A 13,717-nucleotide genomic window follows, 5' to 3' on the forward strand; every position below is an offset into this window, starting at 1 on the left:
TGTCGTCACTCTATCAAGCGGCCTCGAACAGCAAGGTGCTGTTGCTGCCGCCAAAGGCAAAGGAGTTGCTCATCACCACGCGCGCCGTGCGCCCCAGCTGCATGCCGGGCGCCACGGCGGCCAGGGCCGGCATGGTGGGGTCGGCCACGCCATCCCACCAGTGCACGGGCAATACGCCCTGCGGATTGTGCTGCAGCACATGCCAGGCCACGGCGGCCTCCAGCGCGCCGGCGGCGGCCAGGGAATGGCCGGTGAGCGGCTTGGTGGAGCTTACCGCGACATCCAGGCCCAGAACGGCCTGCACCGCCCGGCTCTCCATGGCGTCGTTGTGCAGCGTGGCCGTGCCGTGCAGGTTGACATAGTCCACGGCGGCCGGCGGCATGCCGGCGCGCGCCAGCGCCTGCTGCATGGCCGCCACGGCGCCCTGGCCCGTGGGGTCGGGGGCGGACATGTGGTGCGCGTCCTGCGATTCGCCCCAGCCGGCCAGGCGCACGGGGCCCGCCTCGCGGCTCAGCACGAAGAAGGCGGCCGCCTCGCCCAGGTTGATGCCCCGGCGGTTGGCCGACAGGGGGTTGCAGCGCTCGGCGGACACGGCCTCCAGCGCGCTGAACCCGCCCACGGTGAAGCGGCCCAGCGCGTCGACGCCGCCAGCCACCACCGCATCGGCCATGCCCGACTGCAGCAACCGCGCGGCCGAGGCCAGGGCCTTGGCGCCCGAGGAGCAGGCGGTGGAGATGGTGTGCGCGGGCCCGCGGATGCCCAGGTGCTGGGCCAGGAAAGTGGCCACGTTGCCCATCTCCTGCACGGGGTACTCGAAGCCGGGGGGAAAGCACCCTTCGCGCGCCAGGTGGCGGGCAGCCGCCTCGCCCTCTTCGATGCCCGCCGTGCTGGTGCCCACCACCAGGGCCACGCGCGTGGGGCCACAGCGGGCAATGGCCTGCGCCACCGGGCCCTGCAGCGCCTGCACGGCGCCCCAGGCCAGTGCGTTGTTGCGCGAGCGCTGGTGCGGCGGCGCAAAGTCGAGTGCGGGCAGCACAGCGCCCTCGGGCAGGCAGCCCAGCGGCAGGGTGCGGCCGGGGGAATAGCGGTCGGTTCGCTGCAGGGTCTGCGGATCGGTGGCGGTGAAGAGGTTGGCACGCATCGCTTGCGCGCTGAGGCCCAGCGCGCTGTACGCCGACGCGGCGTTCAAATAGACATGCGGGCGGGTGATCACGAAGGCTCCTGCGCCGGGGCGCACAGTTGGGAGCCCCCGGGCGATTCGACGCGCAAGGTGAAGGGCCCGCCAGGGTAGATGATCTCGACGGCCGAATTGCCGATGAACTGCACACGCACCTGCTCGCGGCCGTCGCGCAGCAGGCGGCGCCCGGTGGCAGATGCCTCCACGCTCCAGGGCGGCTGCACGGCGCGCTGCACGGCGCGCGCGGGCCAGAAGGCCAGTTGCAGGTCGCTGAGCACCTGCTCGGGCGCGAGCTGCGCGGGCCAGTGGCGCGAGAGCTGCTTGTCCCACTGCCAGCCGTCCCACACCAGGGTGCCCATGCCCTGCCCCATCACGAAGAAGGCCAGGCGCACAGCCTCGGCATCCACCTCGAGCAGGGCTTCGAGCTGCTGCGCGGGCCGGCCGGGCACTTCCACGGTGAGGCGCTGCTGCACGGCGACCTCGCAGCGCAGGGCCGCGGGCGCCAGGGCCAGCAGGGGGCTGCGCATGGCATCGGGGGCGCCCGGCGATGCACAGCCTGCGAGCAGCAGGGCACACACTGCGGCGGCCAGACCCCCAGGAATTCGCACGGGGTTCATGCAGGCACAGCCCCCTGGCCTGGCGCCTGCCGCTGCTGCCGGCACACCTCGCCCAGCACCTGCAGGCGGCGCTGCGGCTCGGCGACATAGGGGTTTTTCGCGTCCCAGGCGTAGCCGGCCAGGATGGAGGCGATCATGCGGCGGATCTCGGGGCTGTGCCGGTCGTGGAAGATCACGTCCTGAAAGCCCCCGTCGTACCAGCCCTGCACGAAGGCGCGGAAGGTGTTCACCCCCGCCTGCAGCGGCACGGCGTAGTCCTGCTGCCAATCCACGGCCTCGCCGCGCCAGGCACGCGCGATGCAGCGCGCGGCCAGGCTGGCCGAGGTGACGGCGATGGTCACGCCGCTGGAGAACACCGGGTCGAGGAACTCTCCCGCATTGCCCAGGAGCGCAAAGCCCTTGCCCCACAGCGCGGTGACGTTGGCCGCATAGCCGGTGATGGAGCGGCCCGGCGTGTCCCACACGGCGTTGCGCAGCACGTGGGCCAGGCTCGGGGTCTCGGCGATGATGGCGCGCAGGCGCTCGACCTCGCTGCCCTCATACCGCGCCAGGAACTCGGGCGTGGCCACCACGCCCTGCGAGCAGCGGCCGCCGGAAAAGGGAATGGTCCAGAACCACACCTCGTGGTGCACCGGGTGCACGGTGATCAGGATCTTGCTGCGGTCCATGTCGCCATGGGCGATGCCGTCCTGTATGTGGGTAAACAGCGCCCCGCGCACCGGGAAGTCGGACGGGCGCTCCAGCTGCAGCATGCGCGGCAGGATGCGCGCGAAGCCGCTGGCGTCGAGCAGGAAGCGCGCCTGCACGGTGTATTCCTCGCCCTCGGGCGAGGTGACCGACACCTCGGGCCGCTCGCCCGACACGTCCACGGCGGTCACCGTGTGGCGGTAGCGCACCTCGGCGCCGGCCTTTGCCGCGGCATCGGCCAGCACCTTGTCGAAGTCGCCGCGCTGCACCTGGTAGGTGGTGCCCCAGCCGGGCGAGAACTTGTCGCGAAAGTCGAAGTCGGTGCGCAGCCCGCCCTTGGCGAAGGCCGCGCCGTTCTTGTACTGGAAGCCTGCCTCCACCACGTCCTGCAGCATGCCGGCCTCTTCGATGTAGGCCATGCTCTGCGGCAGCAGGCTCTCGCCGATCGAAAAGCGCGGAAAGGTCTCCTTCTCCAGGACCAGCACCTGGCGGCCCTGCTTGCGCAGCAGGCCGGCGGCCACGGCGCCCGAGGGGCCCGCGCCCACGATCAGCACCTCGGTCTGTTCCATCCGACGTTGTTGCATCAAAGTTCCTTGTTGTCCGTGGCGCCGCGAAACAGCGGCGCCAGCACCAGCACCAGCGGCAGGCCGAGCATGAGTGTGAGGCCAAAGGCCTTGAGTGCCGGCGTGGCCGACAGCCCCAGCAGCCCGAACGACAGCCAGGTGCTGCCGGCGCCAATGACCACCGCCAGCCAGGCATGGGGGTCGTCCTCATGCTCCTGCAGGAAGATACCGTAGTCGATACCCACGCCCAGCAGCAGCATCAGCGCCAGCACGTTGAACAGCTGCCAGGGTGCGCCAAAGGCGGTGAGCACGCACACCACCACCAGGCTGGCCAGCACGGTGGGCATCCAGGCGCGCCAGGCCTTGCGGCCAAAGCGCAGCCACAGGGCGGCCAGCACCAGCACATGGCCCAGCAGCAGCAGCTCGGTCATGGAGATGCGGTAGCGCTGCAGCAGGCCCGATATCTCGGCGGGCTTGTCGACCCAGGCCACGCCTTCCAGGCCCTCGGCAGCCCCGGCCAGCGCGGGCAGCGATGCGAGGTCCCGCACGCCGCGCAGCATCAGCAGGCTGCGGTAGCTGCCGTCGCGCTCGCCCAGCCACAGCGGCCGCGCGGCGGCCGAGATGGGTTGCGCCAGCCAGGCCTGCACGGTGATGGGCGCGGGCGGCGGCGTGGCGGGCCGGGCAAAGCTTTCACCGAGCTCGGCGTTCACGCCCTTGAACACGGCCTCCTGCGCGCGGGCCACCAGCTGGGCATCACTGTCCTGGCGCCGGGCCGAAGGCACCCAGTCGGATACACCGCTGTAGCCCACCAGCAGCTGGCGCGCCACCAGCGCGTCGAGCCGGTCCTTGAGGTCCTCCTCGCGCTGCAGCACCTGCTCGGGCGTGCTGCCCTGCACCAGGTAGAACTGCGCGGGGCTGGGCAGGCCCAGGGCCTCGCCCACCTGGCGCTGCTGTGCCACGAGCGGGGTGGATGCGTTCTGCAGCTGGCGCACGTCGTCCTGCGCGCGCAGGCCGCCCAGCAGCCACAAGAGCAGCGCCATGGCCACGCACACCAGGGCCGAGCCGGGCAGCGCATGGCGCCAGCGCGGCCAGGCCATCAGCGTCTGGCCGATGCGCTGGGCCACGGGGCTGTGCGGCATGGTGCCCCGGTCAAGCCAGGGGAACCAGCAGACCACGGTGAGCATGGCGGCCGTGAGCCCCACCACCGAGAACACCGCCATCTGCCGCAGGCCCGGGAAGGCCGCTGCGCCCAGCGCCAGGTAGGCGATGGCGCTGGTGCCCAGGGCCAGCCACAGCGCTGGCATCAGCCCGCGCATCTGCCCATGCGGGCTGCGCCCGGGTGCGCCCTGGCGGCTGGCGAAGTAGTGGATGCCATAGTCTTCCGCCACGCCCACCAGGCTGGCGCCGAACACCAGGGTCAAGAGGTGCACCTGCCCGAAGAACAGCGCCGTGACCGACAGGGCCACCGCGCAGCCCACCAGCAGCGACACGCCCACCAGCGCCACCGGCCGCAGCGAGCGGAACGCCAGCCAGGCCAGCAGCAGCACGCCGGCCAGCGAGCCCCAGCCGATGGTGTTGATCTCCCAGTTGGCCTGCACTGCGGCGGCCTCGGCGTGCAGGGGCACGCCGGCCGTGACCATGCGGGCGCCGGGCCACTTCGCGCGCACCTGGGCCAGTGCAGTCTGCAAGGCGCCATCGAGCAGGGGTTCGCCGGAGAGGCGAAAGGCCGAGCCCTCCAGCGTGAACTGCAGCACGGCCCATTGCTGGCCGTCGGCCGCCACCCACAGCTCGCCATCGCGCGGGCGGGCCTGGCTTTGCGCGCCGCGCGCGGCCCACCACTGCGTCCACAGGCCCAGGGGGTCGCTCACCCAGTCGGACAGGCGGGCCTGCACGGCGGGCTGGTACAGGTCCTGCAGCGCCTTTTGCACCAGCGCGGCGTCGGGCGTGCCGGCCAGCATGGCGCGCTGCGCGGGGGTGAGCAAACGCTCGCGCCAGGGCTGGTAGAAGCCGAGCGCGGCCTCCATGGAGGTCTTTTGCGCGATGGGGTCCTCGCGCAGGCGCGCACCGGCCCCGGTGGCCAGGGACTGGCGGAACACCTGCACGGCGGAGCGTGCATCGCCCCACTCGCCCGCGCCCAGCAGCACCACCACCTGGCGCGACATCTGGCCCACCAGTTGCTCGGTGGCCAGGGCGACGTCGGGTGCCTGCTCGTTCACAGGCAGCAAGGCCATCACGTCGGTGTCGATGCCGTCGTGCGTCCAGAACTGCCACTGGTGCACGCCCACGGCGACGATCACCAGCAGCCAGGCCAGCGCGGCCGTGCGCCAGAGCCAGCCGGGCGGTGCGTCCGCCGCCGGGGTGTGCGCCGTCATTCGAACTGCGCCGCGTCCTGCGGGCGCAGCGCGTTCTCGGCCACGGGCGCGACGATGCGGATCACGCTGGCATCGCCGCGCGCCTCCTGCAGTTTGACCTCCTGCACGAACTGGTTGCCCTGCAGCTCCACCGAGGCCAGCCACTGGGCCAGCGTGGGGTCGCGCGGCACTAGGTGCAGCGACCAGCCCTTGGCCGCCACCTGCCCCGTCACCTCGAAGTGCTGGGCCAGCTCTGCCAGGTTGGCCGACATGACGGCGAACAGCATGGCGTTGACGGTGCGCAGCACGGGCTCGTCCTGCGCGCGCATCTGCGTGGTGAGCTTGCCGTCGCTGCCGCGCGACTGCAGGCTGTCGGGCCGCACCACCAGGGTGGACTCGAAGGGCTTGAGCACATGCCAGACGATGCCCTTGCCGCGCGCCACGACGAAGTCGCCACTGGAGCGCAGCGACTGCTTGAAGCCCTTGACGGTCTTGAGCTGCTCGAAGCCGCCGCGCACCACGGGCGCGTCGTGCACGCGCTGGCGCACCTGGGCGAGCAGCTCCTGCGCGGCAGGTTCTGCCGCATGGGCCGGCACGAGCACCAGACTGCACAAAGCCAGGGCAAGGCTGCGTGTCCACTTCGCGAACCTCATGGCGCCACCCCCAGCCGTTCCCACAGCACCGGCGGGCAGACGAAGCACATGGCACGGGTCTGCATGTCCACCGCCACCTGGATGGTGTGGGCGCTGTTGACCTTCTGGCCCGTGGCGGCGTCGCTGATCAGGTAGTCGATGCGCAGGCGGTTCTCCCACTCGGTGATGGTGGCGCGCACCTTGAGCACCTGGCCGAAGGTGGCCGGGCGCACGTATTTGAGGCGCATGTCCACCACGGGCCAGCCGTAGCCCGATTCGCGCATGCGCGGGTAGTCGTAGTCGAATTTGGCGAGCAGCGCGCTGCGCGCCAGTTCGAGAAAACGCACGTAGTGGCCGTGGTAGACGATCTCCATCACGTCGATGTCGTAGAACGCGGGGGTGATCTCGATCTCATGGCTGAGCCGCTCGCGTGAGGCCAGCTCTTTCTCAGTGGACATGCGGCAGCCTCCGGGCGGGCGTGAAAAATGGGGTCATGCAGGCAATCATGCAGCGGGGACCGGGCGCGCGGGGGCGGCCTGATCCCAGAAGGGGAAAAAATTGAACCAGTCGTAGGGCGCCTTGCGCAGCATGCGTTCGAGCTGCTGGGCGAACAGGCCCGCATACTCGGCCAACGCCTGCTCGCGCCGGGCTCGCGGCAGCAGCACGCGCTCGGCCAGCGGCACGAATTCGACCGCGTAGCCTGCGCCATCGTGCACGCAGCCCATGAAATACAGCGGGCATTCGAGCACCGAGGCCAGCACGTAGGGCCCGCAGGGGAAAGGCGCCTGGTGCCCGAGGAAGGTGGTATGCGTGACGCGGCCCTCGCGCACGGGCACGCGGTCGCCGGCAATGGCAATGAGCTCGCCGCGGGCCACGCGCTCGCCGAGCATCATGGCCGTGGCGGCGTTGAACTCGGTCACCTGCAGCAGCTGCACGCCGCTGTCGGGCGCCAGGCGCTGCAGCACGCGGTTGAAGCGCTCCGCATGGGCCGTGTGCACCAGAATGCTCAGGCGCATGCCCGCGTGCCGCTCGGCAATGGCCCGGCACAGCTCGATGCAGCCCATGTGCGCGGTGACCACCACGGCGCCCCGGCCCTGCTGCTGGAGCAGCGCACTGAACTGCTCGCGCCCGGTGAAGGCCACGCGGTCGAAGCGGTAGCGCCCGGTGAGGGCCAGCAGCTTGTCGAGAATCACCTGCGCAAACATGCGAAAGTGCCGCTGGCTCTGGCGCCAGCCCGGCACGGCAGGCCACAGGCCGTGGGCCGCCTGCATGCGCTGCAGGTACTGCAGCGACGAGCGACGCGCCACCGGGCTGGCCAGCCAGTAGTAGGCGACGATGGGGTACAGGCACAGCAGAAACGGCCAGCGCCCGAGGAACCGGTGCACCTGGTACAGCAGCCACATGCCGGCGACGAAGGTGTTCTCGCCCATCTGCGCCCAGTGCGGCGCTTCGGCCGCTGCGGCAGCAGTTTTGGCGTCGGGCGCCGGTGCCGTCATGCCGCGTGCCCGGTACGGCGCCGCCCCACGAGCTTGCGCGCCAGCAGCAGGGGGCTGCGCAGCAGCATGCCGCCGAACAGCCGCGTGTGCATGCCCGAGATGAGCACGTTGTCGCGCCACACGCGAAAGTGCGAGAGCCCGTCCTGCGGATAGGTCACGGCCGTGCGCTGGGTGACGAAGGGCACGCCCTTCCAGTGCATGCGTACGAGGATCTCGGTGTCGAACTCCATGTGCTTGCCGATGCGCGCGCCGTCCATCACGCCGATGGCCTCGCGCAGCGGGTAGACGCGAAAGCCGCACATCGAATCCTCGATGTCCAGCGACAAGGTGTTGATCCACACCCACACATGCGTGGCATAGCGACCGTACAGGCGCGCCTTGGGCACGCTGGCATCGTAGCGCGGCGCACCGCAGACCATGGTGCCGGGCTGTGCGCGGGCCAGCGCGATGAAGGCGGGGATGTCGGCCACGGCGTGCTGGCCGTCGGCATCGATCTGCAGGGCGTGGCTGTGGCCTGCCGCCAGCGCATGGCGCATGCCGGTCATCACGGCGCCGCCCTTGCCCTGGTTCTGCGGCAGGCGCAGCAAGGTGAGCTGTGCGCCGTGCTGCACGGCCAGCGCGTCGAGCACGGCGGCGCAGCCGGGCTCGGAGCCGTCGTCGACCAGAATGCAGTGCAGGCCCGCACCGAGCACGCCCTGCACCATGCGGGCGATGGTGGTGGGGTGGTTGTAGACGGGGATGATGGCGACGGGGTTGAATGCGGCGTGCGTCATGCAGCACCTCCCTGCACCAGGCGGCCACTGGCGTGCGGGCCTCGGTGGGACGTGAGCGAGAACTGCAGCTGGCCCTTGTCGGGCACCCATTGCAGCTGCACCTGCACGCTGGTGCCGGGCAGGATAGGCTGCTGGAACTTGACCACCTCGGCGCGCATGAAGGCCGCCGGGATGCCGAAGGCCTGTGTGCCCAGGGTCACCACCCAGTGCAGCTGCGCCACGCCGGGCACGATGGGCGCGCCGGGGAAATGCCCGTCGAGCACGCGCAGCCCGGGGTCGACCTGCAGCGTGGCCGTGGCCCGCAGGTCGCCGCGCTCCGTCCACAGCGGCTGCGGCATGAGCGGGCGAAACAGCGCCAGCAGGTCGTGCTGCGTGGTCTTGCCCTGCGCGTTCTGCGGCATGCGCAGCACGTAGCGCCAGCTGCGCGGCAGGGCCACGCGGTCCACGCAAGGCTCCAGCATCGCGCGCAGTGCGGCACCCAGGCCGCGGCGCCCTCGCTGCTGCAGCGCCTGCCAGCCGGCGTCGCTGAGCGCCAGCACCATGCCCACGCGGTCGGCGGCGGGCGGCGCTTCGAGCACCACGGCCCGGGCCGCGGCCACCCAGTCGCTGGCCAGCAGCGTGGTTTCCATGGCGGTCAGCGAGATGCGCTTTTCGGCGATTTTCACGATGCGGTCGGCCCGGCCCTGCAGCACGAAGCCGGCGCCGCCATCCTGCGGCAGCGCCCGGTCGGCGGTCTCCCACCAGGCATCGGCATCGGGCAGGTGGCCCGAGCGCACCGAGAGGCAGCCGCTGTCGGCCAGGCGCACCTGCACACCCGGCAGGGGCTGCCAGGCATCGCCCTGCTCTGCCCTGCGCCGCCAGGCGATGCCACCGGTCTCGGAGCTGCCGAAGACTTCGGTGGGCGAATGGCCGAGCAGCGCCAGGCAGTGCGCTGAGGCCTCGGGCGGCAGGGGGCCGCCCGATGAAAAAACGCCGCGCAGGCCCTGGGATGCCACCGCCCAGTCGAGCGCATCCGGCAGGCGGCTGAGCATGGCGGGGCTGGAGATCAAGAGCTTGGGGCCGGGCTGCGAGAGCTGGGCCACCAGTTCTTCGGGGTAGCGCAGAAACCCGGTGCCCAGGTGCCGGCCAGCCGCCAGCGGCCACAGCACGCGGAACAGCAGACCGTAGATGTGCTGGTGCGACACGGTGGCCAGCGTGCGCAGGCCCGGCACATCCGCCATGGGGCCGAACACGGCCTGCAGCGCATGCACCTCGGCATCGAGCTGCGATAAATACTTGACGATTCGCTCGGGCACGCCCGTGGAGCCCGAAGTGAACAGCACCACCTGCGCCGCGCGCAGCGACAGGGGCTGCAACACCACGGCCGGGGCAGCGGCTGCATCGGGCTGCAAGGCACCGGGCAGCAGGCCCGCGCAGGCCTGCACCTGGGGCAGCAGGTGCGCCAGGGTGTGCGGCTGCAGGTCGCTGGCCAGCACCGGGGTCTTGCCCGCGTGCCAGGCGCCCCAGAGGGCTGCGGCAAAGGCCAGCGGGTCGTCGAAATACAGGCCCACCTCGGTGCCCTGCACCTTTTGGAAGGCGGCGCACCAGGCCTGCACGGACAGCACCCAGTCGGCGTGCTGCACCGTACGACCGCCGATAGCCGCCACCGCATGCGCGGCGGCACGTGCCTGCGGCAAGGCCACTTCAGACAGCGCTGTAAATGCGTTCACTTTGCTCGATTCCTGGATTCTTGGAGTTGTTGGACAGGGACGGGAAATTCAAACTCAGGCCAGCGCGCCACGGCGCTTGACCCACTGGCGCACACACCACTCGGTGCCCATCAGGCAGCCCATCAGCACATAGGCGATGAGCCCGTTGTACAGCGCCCAGGTGGCATCGCTGCTGAAGGCGGCGGTGTAGGCCGCCGCCGCGCCGTTGGCCACAAAGAACACGCACCACACGGCCGTCACCTTGCGGGTGTAGCGTACCCCGGCTGCGGGCAGGTCGGGCTCGGTCAGCCGGGCCAGGCGCTCGACCACCGTGGGCGGGTGGCGCAGGCTGACCAGAAACACCACCAGCAGCACGGCGTTGACCAGCACCGGGTAGAGCTTGACGGCCAGCGCATCGCCCTGCCACCAGGCGGCCAGCGCCAGCACCGCCGCGCCCGAGGCCACGGCCCACCAGAAGCGCTGGCGCGTGACCAGGGCGCGCAGCACGGCCAGCGCCACGAGCAGCACGGCCAGCCACTGCGGCGCCACGTGGCCCATGGCCAGGTACACGCCCAGCGGGTACAGCACCGTCAGCACCACCAGCACGGCGGTCACGATCTTGTGCATGGCGGGCAGGTTGCCGAACCGTCTCAGGAAGCGGGGGCGGCGTCGTTCACCAGATGGTGCAGCGCGTCGACCACGTCCTGCACGGTGCGCACGGACTTGAAGGCGTCGGCGTTCAGGCGCTTGCCCACCCAGGGCTTGAGCTGCACGATCAGGTCCACGGCGTCAATGCTGTCGATGTCCAGGTCGTCGTACAGGCGGGCCTCGGGGGTGATGCGGGCGGCGTCGATTTCAAACGTCTCGCGCAGGATGGCGGCGATGCGTTCGTAGATGGCTTCTTTGTTCATGTTGGATTTTTCCGTGAAGGCCGCCCGGTTCAGTGCGTGCGGCTGGCGGCCACGAAGGCGGCCAGCGCCTGCACACTGCCAAAGTGCTTGCGCGTCTGCTCCGAGTCGGCCGACATGCTCAGGCCATAGCGCTTTTGCAGGGCCAGGCCGAGCTCCAGCGCGTCGATCGAATCCAGGCCCAGGCCTTCGACGAACAGCGGCGCTGCCGCGTCGATGTCCTCGGGCGCGATATCTTCGAGCGCCAGGCTGGAGATGATGATTTCTTTGATTTCTTGCTCAAGTTGAAGCACGGGCAGGTCCCCTGAATAGTTGTACGGACAGGTGCTCGGTCACATGGCGCGCAGCCAGCGTTTCGCTGGCGGCCGAGTCACAGAATTCTTGCACCGCGATGTCGGGCTGCACCTCGATGGTGAAGTGCGGCTTGCGCACGGGCACCTTCCACCACGGCGTGCCCTTGGTCAGCATGGGCAGGCTGCTGTGGATGTGCACGGGCGTGATGTCGATGCGCCCGCGCACCGCCACATGGGCGGCGCCGCGCTGCAGCCGGTTGGCGCCCTGCAGCGGCGTGCGCGTGCCTTCGGGAAAGATGATGAGGTTGTTGCCGTCCTTGAGCGAACGCACGCAGTCCTCCAGCAGCCCCGCACCATCGCCATTGGTGATGAAGCCCGCCGCCCGGATGGGGCCGCGCGTGAAGGGGTTGCTCGCCAGCGCCGCCTTGACGATGCAGTCCGCATGGCGCACGAAGGAGATCAGGAACACCACGTCGATCAGCGAGGGGTGGTTGGCCAGGATCAACAGGCCCCGGCGATTCAGGCGCTCGGCGCCATGCACCTCGTAGGAGATCACGCCCACCCAGTTCATCAGCCCCACGAAGCCGCGAAAGCAGTAATGGATGATGGTCTGCGACAGCTGCTGCTGGCGCGCGGCACCGCGCACGAAGAGCATGGCCACGGGGCACACCACGATACCCAGCACGATGCCGCCCAGGCCGAACACGGAAAAGCAGAACCCCGTGGCCACGATGCGCCAGGCGCGGTTGATCACTTCAAGCATGCACGCGCTCCCACATCCATCGGCCCGAGGCATGGCCACGCACCAGGCTTTGCCGCTCGCCCTGCAACAGGAAATGCAGCGCATCGAGCCCGTGCGGCAAGGCGCCCGCCTGGCCCTCGCGCTGCGGCGCATCGTCGTCGAGCGCCTGCAGCACGAAACCTGCTTCGCCCGCCTGCAGGGGCGCCAGCAAGGCGGCCCAGGCGTATTCGGCTGCGGGCTCGTCGTGGAAGGCCGCGTAGTCGGGCGGCAACACCTCGTCGTAGCAGACCAGCAGCACCTCGGCCGCACCCTGAGGTGCATCGCTGAGCAGGCCCAGGGCTTCGACCACACCGGCCTCGGGCGCGCAGTGCGAGGAGGCAACGCAGACCGCGTTGGCGCGCATGCCGCGCAAAATGGAATGCTGGGCCCCTACGGCGTTGTGCACCGACAGGCCGAAGGCGGTGGGCGACAGGGGTTCATCCAAGGCCTGGGTGCGCAGCAGCGCCAGCGCCTTGTCGGCATCGCCATAGCGCGAGGCCCAGACCACGGGGATGTCGGCGCCGTCTGCGGGCGGCAGCACGGTGTCGGCTACGGCAACGGCCATCTTCGCCAAGTGGCCCAGGCGGCGGCGCGACATGGCGGGCACGTGGGGCAGCTCGACCGCCGTATCCCCCACGGGGCACACCGGGGCCTTGGCCCATTGCAGCCATTGCTCCTGACTTTGCAGGCCCGGTGCTATCGCAGCCCACGCCCGAACGGCGAACGCAGCGCGCACGGCCCTCTCCTGATTTCATTGGTTAGCGTGTGCACGGCGCACACGGTTCAATTATCTCAGAAAGGCCCTTTGGGGCGACAGTTTTACCGTTACAAAAGAGCACAAATACCCACCCCTGTGCGGGTTGCGCGTGCTGGCGCAACGGTTTAGGGGTTAGTACCCACCCGTTCGGGTGGGGTCCGCTTCGTTGCATACAGGCGACAGGGCGCCACCCCCACCCCTACCCTGCCCCCACTGCGTCCTACTCCTCGAACCCGAACCCCACCGCCGACACCCCGGTCGCGCTGGCCCGGGCCACCAGGTACTGGCCCGGCCCGACCACGATGGCCGTGCGCTCGAGCACGCCCGAGGGCGGCAGGTACACGTCGTATTCGATCCACTCCGCATCGGTGGGTGTGGCCGCGGCGGCCAGCGCCACCCGGGCCAGCACGGCCCAGGTGTTGCGGTTGACCAGCGACAGCGTGAGCGTGCCGGTCAGCGTGGCCGGCTGGTAGAGGGTGGTGGCCGTGGCCGCAGCCAGATCCAGTGCAAAAAGACGTCCGTTGGCCATGTCGATCAAGCTCCTGAAAGAAAGAAAACCTTGCTGCGCGACTGCACCGGCGCCCACTGGTGCACGCCGGCAACCACGAACAGCGCCAGCGGCCGGGCCTGCACCGGCGACACGGGCAGGCCGATGGCCCCGCCCGCCTGGGCGCTGACCCAGGCCTGCACCCAGTTCGTACTGGCCAGGGCCTGGCTGTTGTCGCCCGGCGGCACAGGCGTGGCGGCGGTGACGGTGCCGGTCACCGTGACGTTGCCGGTGACGGACTGGTCCCCCGTGAGGGCGTTGCCGCCGGCCAGGTTGGCCTTGGTGGCCAGGCCGGTGGCGAGCTGGCCGGTCTGCCCGGCCACGCCGTCGAAGCCCAGCTCGACGCGCTGGAACTCGTCCTTGAGGACCTGCTCGTCCACGCGCTGGCCGGGCAGCGGGTTGAAGACGCGGTGGTAGAAGGTGTTGGCCATGGGTGTGGTTCCATTG

16 protein-coding genes are annotated in these 13,717 nt (G+C 70.4%); all 16 read right to left on the reverse strand.

The features are described 5' to 3' along the window. Positions 1-13: 13 nt before the first annotated feature. On the reverse strand, positions 14-1,210 hold the full coding sequence (locus ACSQ9E_RS15050) for a beta-ketoacyl-ACP synthase (protein WP_436220226.1): 1,197 nt from the start codon (positions 1,208-1,210) through the stop codon (positions 14-16). Next, positions 1,210-1,794 (reverse strand): DUF3261 domain-containing protein, encoded by a 585-nt coding sequence (locus ACSQ9E_RS15055; protein ID WP_436218314.1) that lies wholly within the window; start codon positions 1,792-1,794, stop codon positions 1,210-1,212. The genes ACSQ9E_RS15050 and ACSQ9E_RS15055 overlap by 1 nt, the downstream gene beginning before the upstream one ends. After that, a complete protein-coding gene (locus tag ACSQ9E_RS15060) occupies positions 1,791-3,065 on the reverse strand; it encodes an NAD(P)/FAD-dependent oxidoreductase (protein ID WP_436218315.1) in 1,275 nt (424 codons plus the stop codon). Before ACSQ9E_RS15060 ends, ACSQ9E_RS15055 begins: the two co-directional genes overlap by 4 nt. Next, on the reverse strand, positions 3,065-5,416 hold the full coding sequence (locus tag ACSQ9E_RS15065) for an MMPL family transporter (protein ID WP_436218316.1): 2,352 nt from the start codon (positions 5,414-5,416) through the stop codon (positions 3,065-3,067). Before ACSQ9E_RS15065 ends, ACSQ9E_RS15060 begins: the two co-directional genes overlap by 1 nt. Beyond that, positions 5,413-6,048, reverse strand: a complete 636-nt coding sequence (locus ACSQ9E_RS15070) for a LolA family protein (RefSeq protein ID WP_436218317.1) — start codon at positions 6,046-6,048, stop codon at positions 5,413-5,415. The genes ACSQ9E_RS15065 and ACSQ9E_RS15070 overlap by 4 nt, the downstream gene beginning before the upstream one ends. Beyond that, on the reverse strand, positions 6,045-6,485 hold the full coding sequence (locus tag ACSQ9E_RS15075; RefSeq protein ID WP_305745369.1) for an acyl-CoA thioesterase: 441 nt from the start codon (positions 6,483-6,485) through the stop codon (positions 6,045-6,047). Before ACSQ9E_RS15075 ends, ACSQ9E_RS15070 begins: the two co-directional genes overlap by 4 nt. Before the next feature lie 45 nt (positions 6,486-6,530). After that, positions 6,531-7,523, reverse strand: a complete 993-nt coding sequence (locus ACSQ9E_RS15080) for an LpxL/LpxP family acyltransferase (RefSeq protein WP_436218318.1) — start codon at positions 7,521-7,523, stop codon at positions 6,531-6,533. Next, complete coding sequence (locus ACSQ9E_RS15085) at positions 7,520-8,296, reverse strand: glycosyltransferase family 2 protein (RefSeq protein ID WP_057268223.1); 777 nt, start codon at positions 8,294-8,296, stop codon at positions 7,520-7,522. Before ACSQ9E_RS15085 ends, ACSQ9E_RS15080 begins: the two co-directional genes overlap by 4 nt. Then, a complete protein-coding gene (locus tag ACSQ9E_RS15090; RefSeq protein WP_436218319.1) occupies positions 8,293-10,005 on the reverse strand; it encodes an AMP-binding protein in 1,713 nt (570 codons plus the stop codon). The genes ACSQ9E_RS15085 and ACSQ9E_RS15090 overlap by 4 nt, the downstream gene beginning before the upstream one ends. 54 nt (positions 10,006-10,059) lie before the next feature. Beyond that, positions 10,060-10,611, reverse strand: coding sequence for a hypothetical protein (locus ACSQ9E_RS15095; RefSeq protein ID WP_436178035.1), 552 nt, complete (start codon positions 10,609-10,611; stop codon positions 10,060-10,062). Positions 10,612-10,634: 23 nt separating this feature from the next. Next, a complete protein-coding gene (locus tag ACSQ9E_RS15100) occupies positions 10,635-10,895 on the reverse strand; it encodes an acyl carrier protein (protein ID WP_057203376.1) in 261 nt (86 codons plus the stop codon). A gap of 29 nt (positions 10,896-10,924) precedes the next feature. After that, on the reverse strand, positions 10,925-11,185 hold the full coding sequence (locus tag ACSQ9E_RS15105) for a phosphopantetheine-binding protein (RefSeq protein WP_057203377.1): 261 nt from the start codon (positions 11,183-11,185) through the stop codon (positions 10,925-10,927). Next, positions 11,172-11,948 carry a lysophospholipid acyltransferase family protein gene (locus tag ACSQ9E_RS15110; RefSeq protein ID WP_436218320.1) on the reverse strand — a complete coding sequence of 259 codons (777 nt, stop codon included), beginning with the start codon at positions 11,946-11,948 and terminating at the stop codon, positions 11,172-11,174. The genes ACSQ9E_RS15105 and ACSQ9E_RS15110 overlap by 14 nt, the downstream gene beginning before the upstream one ends. Continuing rightward, on the reverse strand, positions 11,941-12,702 hold the full coding sequence (locus tag ACSQ9E_RS15115; protein ID WP_436218321.1) for a beta-ketoacyl synthase chain length factor: 762 nt from the start codon (positions 12,700-12,702) through the stop codon (positions 11,941-11,943). Before ACSQ9E_RS15115 ends, ACSQ9E_RS15110 begins: the two co-directional genes overlap by 8 nt. Before the next feature lie 241 nt (positions 12,703-12,943). Continuing rightward, the gene (locus tag ACSQ9E_RS15120; protein WP_436218322.1) at positions 12,944-13,252 is read right to left on the reverse strand and encodes a hypothetical protein; all 309 of its coding nucleotides are present in this window, start codon (positions 13,250-13,252) and stop codon (positions 12,944-12,946) included. A gap of 5 nt (positions 13,253-13,257) precedes the next feature. Continuing rightward, positions 13,258-13,701 carry a hypothetical protein gene (locus ACSQ9E_RS15125; RefSeq protein ID WP_057268228.1) on the reverse strand — a complete coding sequence of 148 codons (444 nt, stop codon included), beginning with the start codon at positions 13,699-13,701 and terminating at the stop codon, positions 13,258-13,260. Positions 13,702-13,717: the final 16 nt, after the last annotated feature.

This window comes from Acidovorax sp. LjRoot118 (assembly GCF_964253575.1).
In the GTDB taxonomy this organism is placed as follows: Bacteria; Pseudomonadota; Gammaproteobacteria; order Burkholderiales; family Burkholderiaceae_C; genus Acidovorax.